Origin of the sequence: Burkholderia sp. F1 (assembly GCF_050813845.1) — a bacterium.
Lineage (GTDB): Bacteria > Pseudomonadota > Gammaproteobacteria > Burkholderiales > Burkholderiaceae > Burkholderia > Burkholderia ubonensis.
Map to the genome: position 1 here is coordinate 2,685,790 of NZ_CP172421.1, position 18,373 is coordinate 2,704,162.

The following is an 18,373-nucleotide window of genomic DNA, read 5'->3' on the forward strand; positions in this document are numbered from 1 at the left end:
AAAACAAAAAACCCTGCCGCCTTTGAGGCGACAGGGTTTTCGATCCGGCTGCCGGGGAACGCTCAGTTGCTGCCGTTCGCCGCGTCGTCGCCGATCGTCGCGCGCACGCGCTGGCGCAGATCGTCGGCCTTCATCGGGAACTGCGACTCGAGCCGGCGCGCGCCGTTGAAACGCTTTTCCCAGTAGGTGCTGTCGAGATCGTCGACGCGAATCGTGCTGCCCGTCGACGGCGAATGCACGAACTTGTTGTCGCCGATGTAGATGCCGACGTGCGAGAACGTGCGGCGCATCGTATTGAAGAACACCAGGTCGCCCGGCTTCAGCTCGCTCACGCGCACCTTCTCGCCGACCCGGCTCATCTCTTCCGCACGGCGCGGCAGCGACATGCCGAGCGTGTCCTGGAACACGTAGCGCACGAAGCCGCTGCAGTCGAGCCCCGAATCCGGCGTGTTGCCGCCCCAGCGGTAGCGGACGCCGATCATGTTCAGCGCGCCGACGACGACGTCGCCCGCCTTGCCCGCCATGCCGGACAGGAACGACTTCGCGCCGCCGGTCGACGACGATGCGCTGGCTTGGGTATTCTGGGAGGAAGCCGACCCGGATTGAGTCGAATTCGCGGCATTCTGATTAAAACTGCTGGCTTCGTCGGCGAACGCGCCGGAAGTTGCAGCGAACAGGACGCCGATAAACATCCCGGCGACGGCGCGCGCGCATGCCTGGGTCAGGGATCGGTGCTGCATTGGTCGATGGATTGTGCTTAAAAATCAGCTGATTGGCGGAAAATTTCGGTCGATACTAGCCAGCGCGTATCCGTTTGTCAAAACAAATTAAAAAATACAATCGAGATGGTCAGATCATTGGCGTCCTATCACGCTTTCCAGACCGCTTTCAACAGCTTTTGTGTGTAAGGATGTGACGGCTTGGTGAAGATGTCGGCGACGTCGCCGGACTCCACGATCGCCCCGCCCTGCATCACCGCGACGCGGTGCGCCATCGCGCCGATCACCTCCAGGTCGTGGCTGATGAACACATAGCCGAGGTTGTATTTCTGTTGCAAACTCGCGAGCAGCTTCAGCACCTGCTGCTGGATCGACACGTCGAGCGCCGACGTCGGCTCGTCGAGGATCAGGATGCGCGGCTCGAGCACGAGCGCCCGGGCGATCGCGATCCGCTGGCGCTGCCCGCCGGAGAACTCGTGCGGATAGCGATGCATCACCGTGCGGTCGAGGCCGACCTCGCGCAGCACCGCGAGCGACTTCGCGCGCCGCGCGTCGGCCGACAGGTCCGGGCGGTGCAGCTCGAGCCCTTCGCCGACGATCCGCTCGATCGTGTGGCGCGGCGACAGCGAACTGAAAGGATCCTGAAACACGACCTGCATGTTCGAGCGCAGCGCGGCCTGCTCGCGGCCGCGATAGCTCGACAGCGCGCGCCCCTGGAATTCGATCTCGCCATGCGCGGTCTTCTGCAGCCCGAGCAAGGCCATCGCGAGCGTCGACTTGCCGGAGCCCGACTCGCCGACCACGCCGAGCGTCTCGCCCTGCCGCACCGACACGGACACGTCCGACACCGCCGCCACCGGCACGGACTTGAACCAGCCCGCGAGGCCAGGGCGCTTGCGCGCGAACTGCACGGTCACGTGGCGCGCGTCGAGCAGCACCGGCGCGATCGGCATCACCGGCACGACCGCGCGCTGTGGCCGGCTGTTCAGCAGGCGCTGCGTATACGGATGCTCGGGCGCGGCGAAGATCCGCTCGACCGCCCCGCTCTCGACGAGCCGCCCCCCCTCCATCACCGCGATGCGCTCGGCGAAGTGCCGCACGAGGTTCAGGTCGTGCGTGATCATCAGGATCGCCATCCCGCGCTTTTCGGCTTCCTCGCGCTGCAGTTCCAGCAGCAGCTCGACGATCTGCGCGCGGATCGTCACGTCGAGCGCGGTGGTCGGCTCGTCGGCGAGCAGCAGGCGCGGCCGGCACGCGAGCGCCATCGCGATCATCGCGCGCTGCCGCTGGCCGCCCGACAGCTGGTGCGGATAGCTGTCGACGCGCCGCTCCGGTTCCGCGATGCCGGTGCGCGCGAGCAGCGCGATCGCGCGCCGGCGCGCCTGCGCCGCCGGCACGCCGTCGTGCAGCCGGATCGTCTCGGCGATCTGGGCACCGACCGTATACAGCGGATTGAGCGCCGTCATCGGCTCCTGGAAAATCATCGCGATGTCCGAGCCGCGCAGCCCGCGCATCTCGCGCTCGCTGCGGGCCGCGAGGTCCTGGCCCGCGAAGCGGATCGTGCCGCTGACCTCCGCATCGCGCAGCAGGCGCAGGATCGCCAGCGCGGTCACGCTCTTGCCCGACCCCGACTCGCCGACGAGCGCGACGCGCTCGCCGCGGCCAATCGCGAGCGTCACGTCGTCGACCGCGACGGTGTCGCCGAAGCGGACCCGCAGGCGCTCGAGCGACAGCAGCGGCTCGTCCTGCGGCGGCGTCGATACGGCGGCGGCGCTCATCGCTGGCCTCCCGCCGCCCGCACGGAATCGGCGATCCGCGTATCGAGCGCGTTGCGCAGCGCGTCGCCCATGAAGGTCAGCAGCAGCAGCGTCGCGACCAGCACGCCGAACGTCGACAGCGAGATCCACCACGCGTCGAGGTTGCCCTTGCCCTGCGCGAGCAGCTCGCCGAGGCTCGGCGTCGGCGGCGGCACGCCGAGCCCGAGGAAGTCGAGGCTCGTGAGCGCGAGGATCGCGCCGCTCATCCGGAACGGCAGGAACGTGATCACCGGCGTCAGGCTGTTCGGCAGCACGTGGCGCCAGATGATCTGCCAGTTCGTGAGCCCCATCGCGCGCGCCGCGCGCACGTAGTCCTGCGTGCGGTTGCGCAGGAACTCGGCGCGCACGTAGTCGGCAAGCCCGATCCAGCCGAACAGCGACAGCAGCACGATCAGCAGCAGGAAGCTCGGCTCGAAGATCGACGCGAAGATGATCAGCAGGTACAGCTCGGGCAGCGAGCTCCAGATCTCGATCAGCCGCTGCCCGACGATGTCGATGCGGCCGCCGAAGAACCCCTGCACCGCGCCGGCGGCAATGCCGAGGAGCGTGCCGATCAGCGTCAGGACCAGCCCGAATTCGACCGACACGCGAAACCCGTAGACGAGCCGGGCCAGCAGGTCGCGCCCCTGCGCGTCCGTGCCGAGCCAGTTCTCGCGCGACGGCGGCGCGGGATTCGGCACGCGCGAGAAGTAGTTCAGCGTGTCGTAATGGTAGCGGTTCGGCGGATAGACGACGAAATTGCCGGGCGCCTCGAGGCGCTTGCGGACGTACGGATCGAGATAGTCGGCGGGCGTCGGGAAATCGCCGCCGAAGGTCGTCTCCGGATACGCATTGAACATCGGGAAGTAATAGTGGCCGTCATAGCGGACGACGAGCGGCTTGTCGTTCGACCACAACGGCGCGGCAAGACTCGCGGCGAACGCGACGACGAAGATCACGAAGCTCCAGTAGCCGAGGCGCTGCTGCGTGAAGCGCCGCCACACGCGGCGCGCGGGCGACGGCGACACGCGCGCGCGCGCCGCGTCGAGGCGGGACGGTGCGGCGGCCTGGCTCATGCGCGCCCTCCGCGGGCGGCGCGGCCCGCGCCGGTGCCACCGTCGAAACGCCGCGGGCAATGCGAGCGTGGGAGTCGTTTCATCTCAGCGCTCCAGGTTTTCGAATTGAATGCGCGGGTCGACCCACACGTAGCAGAGGTCGGAGATCAGCTTGGTCGCGAGGCCGATCAGCGTGAACAGGTACAGCGTGCCGAGCACGACCGGGTAGTCGCGACGCACGACCGACTCGTACGACAGCAGCCCGAGGCCGTCGAGCGTGAACAACGTCTCGATCAGCAGGCTGCCGGTGAAGAACGCGCCGATGAACGCGGCCGGAAAGCCGACGATGAGCGGCAGCATCGCGTTGCGGAACACGTGCTTCCACAGCACGCGGCGCTCGGACAGCCCCTTCGCGCGTGCGGTCAGCACGTATTGCCGGCGGATCTCGTCGAGGAACGCGTTCTTCGTGAGCATCGTGACGACCGCGAAGCTGCCGACGACCGACGCGGTGATCGGCAGCGCGATGTGCCACAGGTAGTCGAGCACCTTGCCGGCCGTCGACAGCGCCGCGAAGTTGTCCGACGTGAGCCCGCGCAGCGGGAACAGCTGCCAGAACGAGCCGCCGCCGAACAGCACGAGCAGCAGCACGCCGAGCACGAAGCCGGGAATCGCATAGCCGACGAGCACGACGAGGCTCGTCGCGACGTCGAACGGCGAGCCGTTGCGCACGGCCTTCGCGATGCCGAGCGGCACCGAGATCAGATACGTGAGGAAGAACGTCCACAAGCCGATGCTGATCGACACCGGCAGCTTCTGCACGATCAGCGACCACACGCTCTGGTGGCGGAAGTAGCTGTCGCCGAGATCGAAGCGCGCGAAGTGCTTCAGCATCAGCACGTAGCGCTCGAGCGGCGGCTTGTCGAAACCGTACAGCGCCTTGAGCTGCGCGACCTGCTGCGGATCGACGCCGGTACGCGCGCGCATCCCGAACGGCGCCGCGCCCTGCTCCGTCGCGCCCTTGCGCAGTTCCTGCACGGCCTGCTCGACCGGGCCGCCCGGCACGAACTGGATCACGACGAACGTGAGCGTCAGCACGCCGACGAGCGTCGGGATCATCAACAGCAGGCGTTTGAGGATGTAGCTCCACATAAGCGTCGACTCGCGATCGATTGACAACGGTTGGGGCGCGCGGCGCTCAGCTGCCCGGCTTGACCCACCAGGTCGACACGACCCAGCCTTCCGCCGAATAGTACAGCGGCAGCGTCTGCGGATGGCCGAGCGTGCGCTTGTACGCGACCCGGTGCGTCGTGCTGTACCACTGCGGGATCGCGTAGTAGCCGTGCATCAGCACGCGGTCGAGCGCGCGCGTCGCATCGACCAGCTGCTCGCGGGTCTGCGCGGCGTCGAGCGCCCTCAGCAGCGCGTCGACGGCCGGCGACTTGAGCCCGATGACGTTGTCCGAACCCGGCTGGTCCGCGAACTTGCTGCCGTAGCGTGAGAACTGCTCGGCGCCCGGCACCTGCACCCCGAGGTAGCGGATCGTCGTCATGTCGTAGTCGAACGCGTCCATGCGTTTTTGCAGCAGCGCGTAGTCGGCGACGCGGAACTTCACCGTGATGCCGAGCTTCGCGAGATTGCGCTGGTACGCGATCACGACCGGCTCGAACGGGGAACCCGCGTCGTCGAGGATCTCGAACGTGAACGGCTCGCCCTGCGCGTTGCGCAGCGCGCCGTCGCGATACGTCCAGCCGGCCTGCGCGAGCAGCGCGCGCGCCTTCAGCAGGTTCGCGCGCAGCGAGTTGGGCGGGTTCGTGTTCGGCTGCACGACCATCGGCCCGAACACCGCCGGGTCGAGCTGGGCGCGCAGCGGGTCGAGCAGCGCGAGCTCGCCCGGCCCCGGCATGCCGGTCGCCTGCAGGTCGGTGTCGGCAAAGTAGCTGTCGAGGCGCGTGTAGCCGCCGTAGAACAGCTGGCGGTTCAGCCATTCGAAGTCGAGCGCGAGGTCGAGCGCCTGGCGCACCCGCACGTCGCGGAACTGCGGCCGGCGCAGGTTCATCATGAAGCCCTGCATGCCCGCGCCGTTGTGCTGCCGGAATTCGCGCTTGATCAGCTCGCCGCTGTCGAAGCGCTTGCCGACGTCGTGCCGCACCCAGTTGCGCGCGACGTTCTCGACGAGCACGTCGTATTCGCCCGCCTTGAACCCCTGGAGGCGCGTGACGCCGTCGCCGTACAGCTTGTAGACGATCCGCTCGAAGTTGTGGGTGCCGACCCGCACCGGCAGGTCGGCGCCCCAATACGCGGGGTTGCGCCGGTACGTGATGTTGCGGCCGTTGTCGTAGCGCTCGATCAGGTACGGCCCGCTGCCGATCGGCTGCTCGAACGCGAGCTGGTCGAACGGGATGCGCGTGCCGTCTGCCCGCAGCCCCCATTTGCGCGAGAACACCGGCACCGCGGCCGCAATCAGCGGCAACTCGCGGTTGCGCTGGCGGAACTCGAAGCGCACCGTGGCCGGGTCGACGATCACCGCGCGCGCGATGTCGACGAAGTACGCGGCGAACTGCGGCGCCGCCTGCTTGCTCTTCAGCGTGTCGAACGAGTACTGGACGTCGGCTGCCGTCACCGGGTCGCCATTCGAGAAACGCGCGCGCGGGTTCAGGTGGAACGTGACCGACAGGCGGTCCGGCGCGACCGCGATGTCGTCGGCAAGCAGCCCGTAAGCGGACGCGGGCTCGTCCAGGCTGGCCGTCGCCAGGCTCTCGAACAGCATCTCGATGCCGGGCGCGGGATTGCCGCGCATCGTAAACGGGTTGAACTTGTCGAACGACGTCATCCGGTTCGGGTTCGCGAGCACGAGCGTGCCGCCCTTCGGCGCATCCGGATTCACATAGTCGAAATGCGCGAAGCCCGGCGGATATTTCGGCTCGCCGTACTGGGCGATCGCATAGGCGGCATGCGCGGCGCTCGCGGCGAGCACGGCCTGCATCAGCAGCACCGCCGCGGCGCGGCCGGCAGCCCGCACCACGCCGGAACGGGCGCGCGCGGCGGCGGTCCGGGGCAAACCCTTCGTCATAAAGTCCTGTCGATCGATTGAGGGTGGCAACGTCCGCGCATTCTACCCATTCGGATGGGTCTGCCACCATTCGGCATTCGCCCATGTTTTCGGCTCAGGCCGGAAAAACAAAAACCCCACGCTTCGACAAGCGTGGGGTTCGTCGGCAGCCGGAACCGCCCCGGCGGCGGTGCGCAATCGACGCGTAGTCGGCGCGCTCGCCCGCAAATCAGCGCCAGCCGTTGTGACGGCCGCGATCGTGATCCCAGTGGCCGCGGTCGTCCCAGCCGCGATGGTGGCGATACCAGTCGTCGCGCCCCCAGTAGCGGCGGCCGTCCCAGTAGCGATCGCCGTGCCAGCCGATCACGATGGCCGGCGCGGGCACCGCATACATGGGCGCGGCATACACCGGCGCCGGCTGGTAGATGACCGGCGGCGGAGGCGGCGGCGCATACACCGGCGCGGGCGCGACGTAGACCGGCGCCGGCACGCCGACGTTGATCCCGACATTGACACCCGCCATTGCTGCGCCCGACAGGAGCAACGCCGCAGTGCCTGTGACGAGCGACGCAACACGCAAGGTCTTCATGGATTCCTCTTCTGGTTGTTTCGTGGGTGATTCGACTATAGCGGCATGCAGCGCACGCGCATATTTCAAGTTTGTAAGAACTGATGCGCGGGATCGCAACCCGGACGGCGCGCTAACGTCTTGTAACATTCACGCCCCCTTGCCGCATCGATGCGGCCCGGGCTCCGGCCGCCGGCGGCGGGATTGATGGCGCAGCGGCGCAAACGTGCCGCGCGCGGACGGGCAATAAAAAAAGAGCGGCACATGGCGTGCCGCTCTTCTTTTTTCGGGAACCGCTGCCGCGTTACCGCGACATCATGTTCATGGTCACGTTGTGCATCACCCACAGCGTGCCGACGATCAGGATCGCCGCGGTCAGCACCGTGTAGCTGAACGCCATCACGTTCCAGCGCTGCCCCGACGAGCTGTTCATGTGCAGGAAGTACACGAGGTGCACGACGATCTGCACGAGCGCGAGCACCGCGAGCGCGATCAGCGACGCATGCGGCGACAGCACGCCGCCGAGCACGAGACCGAACGACGCGGCCGTGAGCAGCACCGACAGGATGAAGCCGGCGATGTAGCTGCCGACGCTGCCGTGCCCTTCTTCGAGTTGAGACGAATGCGAATGGGCCATTTAGATCACGCTCGCAAGATAGACAAAGGAAAACACGCAGATCCACACGATGTCGAGGAAGTGCCAGAACAGGCTCAGGCACGTCAGGCGTCGCATGTCGCGCTCGGTCAGCTCGCGGCCGAACGCGATCTGCGCGGCCAGCACGATCATCCACACGAGACCGGCGCTCACGTGCAGCCCGTGCGTGCCGACCAGCGTGAAGAACGCCGACAGGAACGCGCTGCGCTGCGGGCCCGCGCCCTCCGCGATCAGGTGCGAGAACTCGCGCAGCTCCATCGCGAGAAACGCCGCGCCGAGCACGAACGTCACCGCGAGCCAGGCGAGCGTCGCGCCGCGCTTGCCGCGGTGCGCGCCGAGCATCGCGAAGCCGTACGTGATGCTGGAGAGCAGCAGCGCGGCGGTTTCGACCGCGACGCCCGGAATGTCGAACAGGTCCTTCGCGCTCGGGCCGCCGGCGTACTGGTTGCCGAGCACCGCGAACGTCGCGAACAGCGCCGCGAAGATCACGCAGTCGGTCATCAGGTACAGCCAGAAGCCGAACACCGAATGCGACGGCGGATGGTCGTGGTCGTCCGCGTGGTCGACCAGGTTTGCGCTCAAGGTTTTCTGCAACATCAGTTGGCCTCCAGTTCCACGTCGTCGACGCGCGGCGCAGTCGTGCGCGCGGCGTGTCGCGGCTCTTCGATTCGCCGCACCGTGGAGGCGGGAATGTAATAACCGTCGTTATTGCGCGAGCTGTAGATCACGAGCGTCGCGACGATGCCGGCCAGCCCGGCGATCGCGAGCCACCAGATGTGCCACACGAGCGCGAAGCCGAGCGCGAGGCTGAAGACACCGACGAACAGGCCGGCGCTCGTGTTCGACGGCATGTGGATGTCGCGGTACGCCGCGCTCTTCCCCTGCCCTTCGCCGCGCGCCTTCATGTCGGCGAACGCGTCGAGCGTGCGCACCTGCGGGATCGTCGCGAAGTTGTACGCCGGCGGCGGCGACGTGGTCGCCCATTCCAGCGTGCGGCCGCCCCACGGGTCGCCCGTCGTGTCGCGGTATTGCGGCAGGTTGCGGTTGCGGATGCTGACCACGAGCTGCAGCAGCTGGCACGCGATGCCGATCGCGATCAGCACGGCGCCGAACGCGGCGACGAGCAGCCACGGATGCCACGCCGGGTTGTCATAGTGGTTCAGGCGGCGCGTCATGCCCATGAAGCCGAGCACGTAGAGCGGCACGAACGCGACGTAGAAGCCGACCTGCCAGAACCAGAACGCGGCCTTGCCGAGCTTCTCGTTCAGCTTGAAGCCGAACGCCTTCGGGAACCAGTAGTTGAAGCCCGCGAGATAGCCGAACAGCACGCCGCCGATGATCACGTTGTGGAAGTGCGCGATCAGGAACAGGCTGTTGTGCAGCACGAAGTCCGCGCCGGGAATCGCCATCATCACGCCGGTCATCCCGCCGAGCGTGAACGTGACCATGAAGCCGATCGTCCACAGCACCGGCGTCGTGAATTCGATCCGGCCGCGGTACATCGTGAACAGCCAGTTGAACACCTTCACGCCGGTCGGGATCGCGATGATCATGGTCATGATGCCGAAGAACGCGTTGACGTTCGCGCCCGAGCCCATCGTGAAGAAGTGATGCAGCCACACGAGGAACGACAGCACCATGATCGCGCAGGTCGCATACACCATCGTCTTGTAGCCGAACAGCGGCTTCTTCGCGAACGTCGCGATGACTTCCGAGAAGATCCCGAACGCCGGCAGGATCAGGATGTACACCTCCGGATGCCCCCACGCCCAGATCAGGTTCAGGTACAGCATCGCGTTGCCGCCGGCTTCGTTCGTGAAGAAGTGCATGCCGAAGTAGCGGTCGAGGCCGAGCAGCGCGAGCGTCGCGGTCAGGATCGGGAACGACGCCATGATCAGCACGTTCGTGCACAGCGCGGTCCACGTGAACACCGGCATCTTCATCAGCGACATGCCCGGCGCGCGCATCTTGATGATCGTCACGAAGAAGTTGACGCCCGTCAGCAACGTGCCGACGCCGGAGATCTGCAGCGCCCACAGGTAGTAGTCGACCCCCACGCCCGGGCTGTACTGCAGCTCGGAGAGCGGCGGATACGCGAGCCAGCCCGTCTGCGCGAACTCGCCGATCACGAGCGAGATGTTGATCAGGATCGCGCTGACCGCCGTCATCCAGAAGCTCAGCGAGTTGATGAACGGGAACGCGACGTCGCGCGCGCCGATCTGCAGCGGCACGATCAGGTTCATCAGGCCGACCATGAACACCATCGCCATGAAGAAGATCATGATCACGCCGTGCGCGGTGAAGATCTGGTCATAGTGATGCGGCGGCAGGAAGCCGGGCGCGTTGTACGAGAGCGCGAGCTGCAGGCGCATCATGATCGCGTCCGCGAAGCCGCGCAGCAGCATGATGAATGCGACGATGATGTACATCACGCCGATCTTCTTGTGATCGACCGACGTCAGCCATTCGCTCCACAGCCATTTCCACCGGCCGGTGATCGTCAGTGCGGCGAGAATGCCCAGCACGACGAGCCCCATGAAGGCGCCCGCCCCCATGATGATGGGCTGATCGAACGGGATCGCCGAAAGTGTGAGTTTGCCGAACATGCGTTATCCCTTCGTGCCGCAGGCGGCGTCCTTCAGGTCGAGGACGTGGCCATCGTTGTATTTCGCGATGATGTTGTGGAAGAGCTTCGGATCGACCGACGAGAAGTAGCGCACCGGCGCCTTCTCGCTCGGCTGCGCGACCGTGCCGTACGCGGTCATGTCGAGCCGGTCGGACGACGCCCTCACCTTCTGCACCCATGCATCGAACTGCTCGCGCGGTTCGGCGAGCGTGCGGAATTTCATGTCGGAGAAGCCGCGGCCGCTGAAGTTGGCGGACGTGCCCGCGTAATCGCCCGCTTCGTCGGCGATCAGGTGCAGGCGCGTCTGCATGCCGGCCATCGCATAGACCTGGCCGCCGAGCTGCGGGATGAAGAACGAGTTCATCACCGAGTCCGACGTGATGCGGAAATTCACCGGCGTGCCGACCGGAATCGCGAGCTGGTTGACCGACGCGATGCCGAGCTCCGGATAGATGAACAGCCACTTCCAGTCGAGCGCGACGACCTCGACGTCAATCGGCTTGACCGACGACTCGAGCGGCTTGTACGGGTCGAGCTCGTGGGTGGTCTTCCACGTGAGGATGCCGAGGAACAGGATGATCAGCGTCGGCACCGTCCAGATCACGACCTCGATCGCGGTCGAGTGCGACCAGTCCGGCGCATACGTCGCGTTGCGGTTCGACGCGCGGTAGCGCCACGCGAAGTACAGCGTCAGCAGGATCACCGGCACGACGACGATCAGCATCGCCCATGTCGACGTCGCGATCAGCGATTTCTCGGCGGCGCCGATGCTGCCCTTCGGATTCAGCACGTCGAGGTTGCAGCCGGACAAACTCAAGGTCACGGCGAGCGGCAGCAGTCTCGACGCGCCTTTCAAAGCCTTTCTTTTCATTACACAGCCTGGTTGTCTATGAATCCATCCACGCCCGATGCGCATTCGATCCACGAAAGTGGCGGCATCTTAAGGCGGCTGGATTTGTTTAAAATCAACAAATGCGGCAAATGATCATTGCAAAATTTGCTGTGTGTCAGATTGTCGCGGGGCTGCGACGCATGCGCGCAGGCAGCCCCCGACACACCGGCGTCACGGCGATCAGTCGCGCACCGACGCCACGAACGAAGACTGCGCCGGCGTCGTGCCGTCCCCGTCCGGCACCTTCGATTGGCCGGCCTCGTCGATCAGGCGCGCGACCGTCGGATCGATCGCATCGGTGAACGGCTTCGGATCGACGCCGACCATCAGCACGATCAGCGCGAGCGACGCGAACATCACGATCTCGCGGCGGTTCAGGTCGACGAGTTGCGCGATGCGCGGGCTCGCGACCTTGCCGAACACGACCCGCTTGAGCATCCACAGCGTGTACGACGCGCTGAGAATCAGCGTCAGCGCCGCCAGCGCGCCGATCCAGAAGTTGAAGCGGATCGCGCCCATGATGATCATGAACTCGCCGACGAACCCCGACGTGCCGGGCAGCCCCACGTTCGCCATCGAGAACAGCAGCGCGAACGTCGCAAAGCGCGGCATCACGTTCGCGACGCCGCCGTACTCCGCGATCGCGCGGGTGTTCGTGCGGTCGGACAGCACGCTCACGCAGAGCAGCATCGCGCCCGCGACGAAGCCGTACGACACGAGCTGCACGATCGCGCCTTCGACGCCGATCCGGTTGAACAGGAACAGCCCGAGCGTGACGAGCCCCATGTGCGCGACCGTCGAATACGCGAGCAGCTTGCCGAGATCGGTTTGCGCGAGTGCGAGCAGGCTCGCGTAGATGATCGCGAACAGCGACAGCGCGATCACGGCCGGCGCGAAGAAATGGCTCGCGTCCGGCGTGATCGGCAGCGCGAAGCGCAGGAAGCCGTAGCCGCCGAGCTTCAGCATGCCGAGCATCAGCGCGGCGCCGGTCGGGCCGTCCGAGTAGACGTCGCGCAGCCACGTATGAACCGGCCACATCGGCACCTTGACCGCGAAGGCCGCGAAGAAGCCGAGGAACACCAGCAGCTGCGGCGCGAAGCCGAGCTGCAGCGTGCGCCACACGCTCATGTCGAACGTGTGCGACTTCGCGTACAGGTACAGCATCGCCATCAGCAGCAGCAGCGAGCCCGCGAACGAGATGAAGAAGAACTTCACCGCCGCATGCACGCGGTTTTCACGGCCCCACGTGCCGATCAGCAGGTAGAGCGGGATCAGCGTCGCTTCGAAGAAGATGAAGAACAGCAGGCCATCCTGCGCCGCGAACACGCCGACCATCAGTCCCGACAGGATCAGGAACGACGCCAGGTATTGCGCGACGCGCACCGAGACGGACTCCCATGACGCGACGACGATCACGAGCGTCGTGAAGGCGGTCAGCACGACGAGCCACAGCGACGCGCCGTCGATCCCGAGGCGCCAGCCCGCACCGAACGCCGCGAGCCAGTCGCGGTGCTCGACGAACTGCATCGCGGCCGAATGCGTGTCGAAGCCCGCGACCAGCGGCACGACGGCCGCGAGCCCGGCGAGCGCGCCGGCAAGCGCGATCAGCCGCGTGCGGCGCGGGTGACGGTCGGAACCGGCGCGCAGCAGGAACGCGCCGAACAGGATCGGAACCCAGATGGCCAGGCTCAGAATGGGGAAAGCTTGCATGTCAGTAAAGCCCTGAGAGTGCCGCGCGCTGGATCGGGGACAGGCGCAGCGAAAGGAACGAAATAGACTTGAAAGGTATATTTCGTGGATCTCCGGTGTCGGGCAAATGTAAAGCGGCATCCTGCGAAAGCTTGATGCCGGTCAAGCGCAGCCGGGGTTAACCAGCATAAAGCGATTGATTATTTTTTGCAGCGCAGCAAGCATGTGTCGCGAACAGCCGCGTCAAATCGTTGATTTTCTTGTACTTATTTGTGCGAAGCAGCAACGATAAATCAATCGATCATGAACGGGATGCGACCTTTTTGAGACGAAAAGTCGCCGACATGTCCGGCGGATTGCGCCCGATGACATTCATCGCATCAAATTTCGAAGCGCATTTTCTTTCATTTATATTTCATTATTCTTTCTGATCATCCCGACGGACGATGCGATTCGCCGTACTCGTGATCGGCTGCGGGCAACTGCCGAGCGCGCCGCGCATATCGCTGTCGCCCCCCATGACGGCGGCGATGCCGCCTACCGACAGCATCGCCGCCAGCAGGCTTGCGCAGTGAAATGAATGCGGCGCGGGCGCGGATCGGCGTACGCCGGCGCCTGCCCTACAAAGCCTCCAGCACGGTCGCAATGCCCTGTCCGCCGCCAATGCACTGCGTCGCGAGCGCATAGCGCCCGCGCAGACGCTTCAGCAACGCGGCCGCCTTGCCCGTGATCCGCGCGCCGGTCGCGCCGAGCGGATGGCCGATCGCCAAGGCGCCGCCGTCGAGATTGACCGTTTCCAGGTTCAATCCCAGTTCGCGAACGCAAGCCAGCGCCTGCGACGCAAACGCCTCGTTGATCTCGACCACATCGAGATCAGCGGCCGACAGCCCGGCGCGCACCAGCGCCTTGCGCGTCGCCGGCACCGGGCCGATGCCCATCAATGCGGGATCCACGCCGGCGGTTGCCATCGCGCGGATGCGCGCGAGCGGCTGCAGCCCTTGGCGCACGGCAAACGCTTCGCTCGTGACCAGCACCGCGGACGCGCCGTCGGTCAACGGCGACGCCGTGCCGGCCGTCACGACGCCACCGTCGCGAAACGCCGGCCGCAGGGCCGCCAGCGCGTCGAGCGACGTGCCGGGCCGGATGCAGCCGTCCTCCGCGACGGTCTCGCCGGAGTCGACGCGGATCGGCACGATCTCGTCGCGCAGCCGGCCTTCGGCGCGCGCGGCGGCGGCCTTGCGATGCGACGCCAGCGCGAGCGCCTCCTGGTCGGCACGCGCGACCTGATAGCGCTGCGCGACGTTCTCGGCCGTTTCGCCCATCGAGATATAGGCATCGGTCTGCTCGTCGAGCGCCGGATTCGGCGAGAAGTTGAAGCCGCCCTGCGGCACCATGCTCATCGACTCCACGCCGATGCACAGATAGGCGTCACCCAGTCCGGCCTCGATCTGCGCGGCCGCGATGTGGATCGCCGACATCGACGACCCGCAGAAGCGATTGACCGTCATCCCGCCGAGCGACTGCGGCAGGCCGGCCAGCAACGACACGATGCGCGCGATGTTGTTGCCTTGCGCGGCCTCCGGATACGCGCATCCGGCGATCACGTCTTCCAGCAGCGCCGGATCCACGGCGGCCGAATTCAGCAGCCCCTTGACCACCTCGGCGGCCAGCGTATCGGGACGCACGCCCGCAAGCGCCCCCTTTTTCGCGAAATGGAACGGGGAACGAGCATACGCGCTGATCAGTGCATTCATGGCGATTTCATCCTTTTTAAATGATGGACATCATGATTAAAACAAATGACGGTCATCATGTAAAGTGGCATCCTGATCACACGTTCACCGACGGAGCACGCATTCATGAAAGTCAGCAAGGAGCAGATGGCGGAGAACCGCGAACGCATTCTCGACGCCGCCGCGCAATTGTTTCGCGAGCGGGGATTTGCGGGGATCGGCGTCGCGGACCTGATGAAGGCCGTCGGGCTCACGCACGGCGGCTTCTACGGCCATTTCGACTCCAAGGAGGAACTGATGGCCGAGGCCAGCGCGCGCGCGCTGGAGCAGTCACATGAACAGTGGACAAAGTGGGCCGCGCGCGCGCCGGAGCAGCCGCTGGAAGCGATCGCGAGCCGCTATCTGTCGGCCCGGCATCGCGACCAGCCCGGCGAAGGATGCGCGCTGGCCGCGCTGAGCGCCGACGCGGCGCGCCAGGGCAGCGACGTGCGTGACGCGATGGAGCACGGGCTGCGCGCGCTGGCGGACGTGCTGGCGCGCCACGTCCCCGGACGCACGGCGGCCGTCAGGCGGGAACGCGCGCTGGCCGTCTGCGCCGGCATGATCGGTGCGCTGACGCTTTCGCGCGTGGTGAACGACCGTGAATTTTCCGAAGAGATCCTCGCGGCGACCCTCGCGTCGTTCACACGCTGGATGCCGGCGCCGTCGACCGGCCAGGAAGGCTGAACGGCGCGCGCCCGAACGCCCGCTTCCCGCAGTCAATTCCGCCGCAGCAACACGACGAAGAACAGGCTGCCGAACAACGCGGTCACCACGCCGATCGGCAGATCCTCCGGCGCCGCGAGCGTGCGTGCGGCCACGTCGGCCCACACCAGCAGGATCGCCCCCGTCAGCGCGGCGACGGGCAGCAGGCGGCCATGCTCCGCGCCGACGATGCGCCGGCACAGATGCGGCGTCACCAGCCCGACGAAGCCGATCGCGCCGCTCACCGCGACCATCGCGCCCGTCGCGAACGACGCGATCACGAACACCTCGCGGCGCATGCGCGCGCTCGGCACGCCGAGCGCCGCCGCCGCGACGTCGCCCGACATCAGCGCGTTGAGCTCGCGGCGCCGCGCAACCAGCGCGCCGCCTGCCAGCACCGCACACACGGCCGGGACCGGCAGCAGGTCCCAGCGCGCGAGGCCGACGCCGCCGAGCATCCAGAACAGCACCGACGCCGTCGCGCGCGGATCGCCGAGATACAGCATCAGATTGCCGAGCGCGGCCATCATGAACGATACCGACACGCCCGCGAGCAGCAGCCGGTCCGATTCGAGCCGGCCGCGCCGGTACGCGAGCGCGATCACGCAGGCCGTCGCGGCGAGCGCGCCCGCGAACGCGGCCATCGACAGCGTGAACGGCCCGAACGCGGCGCCGAACCCGAGCGTCGCGGCGACCGCGCCGAGCATCGCGCCGGCGCTGACGCCGAGCAGGTGCGGATCCGCGAGTCGATTCGCGGTCGCGGCCTGCAGCGCGACGCCGACGCTCGCGAGCGTCGCGCCGACGAGCGCCGCGAGCAGCGCGCGCGGAATCCGGATCAGCCAGACGATGCTGTCGTCGCCGAGGTTCCCCCCGAGCGCCCCATCAAGCGGCGCCGCATGGCCGAACGCGACCGCGACATGCGCAACGACGATCCGCGCAACCTGCGCGGCCGCGATCGGCGCTGCCCCGAACGCGGCCGACAGCACGACCGACATCGCCAGCAGCGCGGCGAGCAGCGGCAGCGCGATGCCCGCGCGCAGCCGCGCGACCCGGAGCGGCGCGCTCATCGCGGCGCGCGCGCGAACGCGGCCGGATACAGCGCGCGCGCAATCGTCTCGACGGCCGCGACGTTCTCCGGGCCCGGCGTCGCAGCATCGTAAGGAATCGCGACGAAGCGCCGGTCGCGGATCGCGGCGACGCGCGCCAGCGCCGGCTGGCTCATGAGGAAGCGCATCTTCTGCTCGGCGGTCACGGCCGAGTAGTCGACGATCACGATCGCCTGCGGATCACGTTCGACGACGCTCTCCCAGCTCACCTGCGTCCAGCTGCGCGGCAGGTCGTCCATCACGTTGCGCGCGCCGGCCGCGGCCAGCAGCGCGGTCGGCATCGCGAGGCCGCCCGCCGTCGTCGGCTTGTCGGTGCCGCTGTCGTAGACGAACACCCGCAGCGGCGGCCCGGCGGTGGCGACCGTGCGCGCAACCGCCGCAAGCCGCTTGCGCATCGCATCGACGACCTGCCGGGCGCGCGCTTCCACCGCGAAGATGCGGCCGAGGTTCTGCAGGTCGCGGAACACGTCGTCGAACGACGCGGGCGGCCGCGACATCACATGCGAGCACGACTCCGTCAGTTCATACGTGCGGATGCCGAACGGCGCGAGCGTATCGGGCGTCACCGGGCCGCCGACGTTCATCCCGTAGCCCCACCCGGCGAGGTAGAAGTCGGCGCGCGCCGCGACCAGCACCTCGAGCGACGGATACTGGCTCGCGAGTTCGGGCACGCCGGCGAGCGCGGCGCGCAGCCGCCCGTTGCCGGTTTTCCAGCCGCCGATGCCCGTATACCCGGCGAGCCGGTCCTTCAGGCCGAGCGCGAGCAGCATCCCGGTCAGGTTGGCGTCGTTGCTCACGGCGCGGGCCGGCGCGCGGTCGAACGTCACGTCCCGGCCGCAGCTGCGCACGGTGACGGGATAGGCGCTTGCGTGCGCGGCGGCGCAGCCCAGCGCGACGGCGGCGACGAGGCGCCGCAGGACGGGGATCGGCATGACAGTCATTCCGGATGAAGCGGCGTATGAAGAGGCGTAATGCGCGGCCGGCCCGTGACGGGATGACGGTCGACGAGCGCGGCGACGCCGAACACGTCGCGCAGCATGTCTTCCGTCAGCACGTCGTCCGGCGCGCCGGACGCGACCACCCCGCCGTGCGCGAGCACGTAGAGCCGGTCGCAGTATGCAGCCGCGAGGTTGAGATCGTGAATCGTCGCGAGCGTCGGAATGCCGAGGCGCCGCACCCGCGCGAGCAGTTCGAGCTGATGGCGCAGGTCGAGATGGTTCGTCGGCTCGTCGAGCAGCAGCAGCTCCGGCTGCTGGACGAGCGCGCGGGCCAGCAGCGCCCGCTGCTTCTCGCCGCCCGACAGCGACGCGAACGACTGCGCGCGCCGCGCCAGCAGGCCGACGTCGTGCAGCGCGCGCTCGACGATTCCGGCGTCGTCGTCCGTGTCCGCGTCGAACAGCCCCTTGTGCGGCGTGCGCCCGATCCACGCGAGCTCGTCGACGGTCAGCCCGAAGTCGTCGGGCGTTTCCTGCTGGAGCACGGCGACCCGCTGCGCGACCGCGCGCGGCCGCATGCGCCAGACGTCCTGCGCGTCGAGCGCGATGCTGCCGCGGTCGGGCCGCGTGTAGCGGAACACGCAGCGCAGCAGGCTCGTCTTGCCGCTGCCGTTCGGGCCGACGAGCCCGACGAACTCGCCCGCGCCGATCGCAAGCGACACCGTGTCGAGCACGGTCGGCACGCCGGCGGGCGACCAGCTCACGCGATCGATCGACAGCATCGGCGTCGGCGTGCGTACCGTCAT

Annotated in this window: 17 protein-coding genes; 2 read left to right on the forward strand and 15 right to left on the reverse strand. The window is 67.3% G+C overall.

Going from position 1 to position 18,373, the window contains the following annotated elements; all coding sequences use genetic code 11:
* Positions 1-62: 62 nt before the first annotated feature.
* The 11 genes from ACFIMZ_RS12710 to ACFIMZ_RS12760 form a co-directional block, all read right to left on the reverse strand.
* The gene (locus ACFIMZ_RS12710; RefSeq protein ID WP_431819822.1) at positions 63-740 is read right to left on the reverse strand and encodes a C40 family peptidase; all 678 of its coding nucleotides are present in this window, start codon (positions 738-740) and stop codon (positions 63-65) included.
* A gap of 128 nt (positions 741-868) precedes the next feature.
* A complete protein-coding gene (locus tag ACFIMZ_RS12715) occupies positions 869-2,497 on the reverse strand; it encodes an ABC transporter ATP-binding protein (RefSeq protein WP_431819823.1) in 1,629 nt (542 codons plus the stop codon).
* On the reverse strand, positions 2,494-3,591 hold the full coding sequence (locus tag ACFIMZ_RS12720) for an ABC transporter permease (protein ID WP_431819824.1): 1,098 nt from the start codon (positions 3,589-3,591) through the stop codon (positions 2,494-2,496). The genes ACFIMZ_RS12715 and ACFIMZ_RS12720 overlap by 4 nt, the downstream gene beginning before the upstream one ends.
* An 84-nt stretch (positions 3,592-3,675) precedes the next feature.
* The gene (locus ACFIMZ_RS12725; RefSeq protein WP_431819825.1) at positions 3,676-4,719 is read right to left on the reverse strand and encodes a microcin C ABC transporter permease YejB; all 1,044 of its coding nucleotides are present in this window, start codon (positions 4,717-4,719) and stop codon (positions 3,676-3,678) included.
* 46 nt (positions 4,720-4,765) lie between these two features.
* The gene (locus tag ACFIMZ_RS12730) at positions 4,766-6,640 is read right to left on the reverse strand and encodes an extracellular solute-binding protein (protein ID WP_431819826.1); all 1,875 of its coding nucleotides are present in this window, start codon (positions 6,638-6,640) and stop codon (positions 4,766-4,768) included.
* A gap of 208 nt (positions 6,641-6,848) precedes the next feature.
* A complete protein-coding gene (locus tag ACFIMZ_RS12735) occupies positions 6,849-7,208 on the reverse strand; it encodes a hypothetical protein (protein ID WP_431819827.1) in 360 nt (119 codons plus the stop codon).
* Positions 7,209-7,491: 283 nt separating this feature from the next.
* The gene (gene cyoD, locus ACFIMZ_RS12740; protein WP_431819828.1) at positions 7,492-7,824 is read right to left on the reverse strand and encodes a cytochrome o ubiquinol oxidase subunit IV; all 333 of its coding nucleotides are present in this window, start codon (positions 7,822-7,824) and stop codon (positions 7,492-7,494) included.
* Complete coding sequence (gene cyoC, locus ACFIMZ_RS12745; protein WP_431819829.1) at positions 7,825-8,439, reverse strand: cytochrome o ubiquinol oxidase subunit III; 615 nt, start codon at positions 8,437-8,439, stop codon at positions 7,825-7,827.
* Positions 8,439-10,448 carry a cytochrome o ubiquinol oxidase subunit I gene (gene cyoB, locus ACFIMZ_RS12750; protein ID WP_431819830.1) on the reverse strand — a complete coding sequence of 670 codons (2,010 nt, stop codon included), beginning with the start codon at positions 10,446-10,448 and terminating at the stop codon, positions 8,439-8,441. The genes cyoC and cyoB overlap by 1 nt, the downstream gene beginning before the upstream one ends.
* Before the next feature lie 3 nt (positions 10,449-10,451).
* On the reverse strand, positions 10,452-11,339 hold the full coding sequence (gene cyoA, locus ACFIMZ_RS12755; protein WP_431819831.1) for a ubiquinol oxidase subunit II: 888 nt from the start codon (positions 11,337-11,339) through the stop codon (positions 10,452-10,454).
* A 201-nt stretch (positions 11,340-11,540) separates the two neighbouring features.
* A complete protein-coding gene (locus ACFIMZ_RS12760) occupies positions 11,541-13,070 on the reverse strand; it encodes a complex I subunit 4 family protein (RefSeq protein ID WP_431819832.1) in 1,530 nt (509 codons plus the stop codon).
* A gap of 425 nt (positions 13,071-13,495) precedes the next feature.
* Here ACFIMZ_RS12760 and ACFIMZ_RS12765 point away from each other — a divergent pair, with 425 nt between their 5' ends.
* Complete coding sequence (locus ACFIMZ_RS12765) at positions 13,496-13,624, forward strand: hypothetical protein (protein WP_431819833.1); 129 nt, start codon at positions 13,496-13,498, stop codon at positions 13,622-13,624.
* A 45-nt stretch (positions 13,625-13,669) separates the two neighbouring features.
* Here ACFIMZ_RS12765 and ACFIMZ_RS12770 read toward each other — a convergent pair whose 3' ends face one another.
* The gene (locus ACFIMZ_RS12770; protein ID WP_431819834.1) at positions 13,670-14,803 is read right to left on the reverse strand and encodes a thiolase family protein; all 1,134 of its coding nucleotides are present in this window, start codon (positions 14,801-14,803) and stop codon (positions 13,670-13,672) included.
* Between the two features lie 105 nt (positions 14,804-14,908).
* On the opposite strand from ACFIMZ_RS12770, the gene ACFIMZ_RS12775 reads away from it, so the two are divergent.
* Positions 14,909-15,508, forward strand: a complete 600-nt coding sequence (locus ACFIMZ_RS12775; protein ID WP_431819835.1) for a TetR/AcrR family transcriptional regulator — start codon at positions 14,909-14,911, stop codon at positions 15,506-15,508.
* 32 nt (positions 15,509-15,540) lie between these two features.
* On the opposite strand, the gene ACFIMZ_RS12780 is transcribed toward ACFIMZ_RS12775, so the two are convergent.
* The 3 genes from ACFIMZ_RS12780 to ACFIMZ_RS12790 are packed head-to-tail and all read right to left on the reverse strand — an operon-like array spanning position 15,541 to position 18,373.
* Entirely contained in the window at positions 15,541-16,593 is a 1,053-nt protein-coding gene (locus ACFIMZ_RS12780) for a FecCD family ABC transporter permease (RefSeq protein ID WP_431819836.1), read from the reverse strand.
* Positions 16,590-17,564 (reverse strand): ABC transporter substrate-binding protein, encoded by a 975-nt coding sequence (locus ACFIMZ_RS12785; protein ID WP_431819837.1) that lies wholly within the window; start codon positions 17,562-17,564, stop codon positions 16,590-16,592. The genes ACFIMZ_RS12780 and ACFIMZ_RS12785 overlap by 4 nt, the downstream gene beginning before the upstream one ends.
* Before the next feature lie 5 nt (positions 17,565-17,569).
* Positions 17,570-18,373 carry an ABC transporter ATP-binding protein gene (locus ACFIMZ_RS12790; protein ID WP_431819838.1) on the reverse strand — a complete coding sequence of 268 codons (804 nt, stop codon included), beginning with the start codon at positions 18,371-18,373 and terminating at the stop codon, positions 17,570-17,572.

Coding starts and splice junctions, on each gene's coding strand:
- ACFIMZ_RS12710 (WP_431819822.1), bottom strand. CDS start 740: ATGCAGCACCGATCCCTGACCCAGGCATGCGCGCGCGCCGTCGCCGGG.
- ACFIMZ_RS12715 (WP_431819823.1), bottom strand. CDS start 2,497: ATGAGCGCCGCCGCCGTATCGACGCCGCCGCAGGACGAGCCGCTGCTG.
- ACFIMZ_RS12720 (WP_431819824.1), bottom strand. CDS start 3,591: ATGAGCCAGGCCGCCGCACCGTCCCGCCTCGACGCGGCGCGCGCGCGC.
- ACFIMZ_RS12725 (WP_431819825.1), bottom strand. CDS start 4,719: ATGTGGAGCTACATCCTCAAACGCCTGCTGTTGATGATCCCGACGCTC.
- ACFIMZ_RS12730 (WP_431819826.1), bottom strand. CDS start 6,640: ATGACGAAGGGTTTGCCCCGGACCGCCGCCGCGCGCGCCCGTTCCGGC.
- ACFIMZ_RS12735 (WP_431819827.1), bottom strand. CDS start 7,208: ATGAAGACCTTGCGTGTTGCGTCGCTCGTCACAGGCACTGCGGCGTTG.
- cyoD (WP_431819828.1), bottom strand. CDS start 7,824: ATGGCCCATTCGCATTCGTCTCAACTCGAAGAAGGGCACGGCAGCGTC.
- cyoC (WP_431819829.1), bottom strand. CDS start 8,439: ATGTTGCAGAAAACCTTGAGCGCAAACCTGGTCGACCACGCGGACGAC.
- cyoB (WP_431819830.1), bottom strand. CDS start 10,448: ATGTTCGGCAAACTCACACTTTCGGCGATCCCGTTCGATCAGCCCATC.
- cyoA (WP_431819831.1), bottom strand. CDS start 11,339: ATGAAAAGAAAGGCTTTGAAAGGCGCGTCGAGACTGCTGCCGCTCGCC.
- ACFIMZ_RS12760 (WP_431819832.1), bottom strand. CDS start 13,070: ATGCAAGCTTTCCCCATTCTGAGCCTGGCCATCTGGGTTCCGATCCTG.
- ACFIMZ_RS12765 (WP_431819833.1), top strand. CDS start 13,496: ATGCGATTCGCCGTACTCGTGATCGGCTGCGGGCAACTGCCGAGCGCG.
- ACFIMZ_RS12770 (WP_431819834.1), bottom strand. CDS start 14,803: ATGAATGCACTGATCAGCGCGTATGCTCGTTCCCCGTTCCATTTCGCG.
- ACFIMZ_RS12775 (WP_431819835.1), top strand. CDS start 14,909: ATGAAAGTCAGCAAGGAGCAGATGGCGGAGAACCGCGAACGCATTCTC.
- ACFIMZ_RS12780 (WP_431819836.1), bottom strand. CDS start 16,593: ATGAGCGCGCCGCTCCGGGTCGCGCGGCTGCGCGCGGGCATCGCGCTG.
- ACFIMZ_RS12785 (WP_431819837.1), bottom strand. CDS start 17,564: ATGCCGATCCCCGTCCTGCGGCGCCTCGTCGCCGCCGTCGCGCTGGGC.
- ACFIMZ_RS12790 (WP_431819838.1), bottom strand. CDS start 18,373: ATGACGGTACGCACGCCGACGCCGATGCTGTCGATCGATCGCGTGAGC.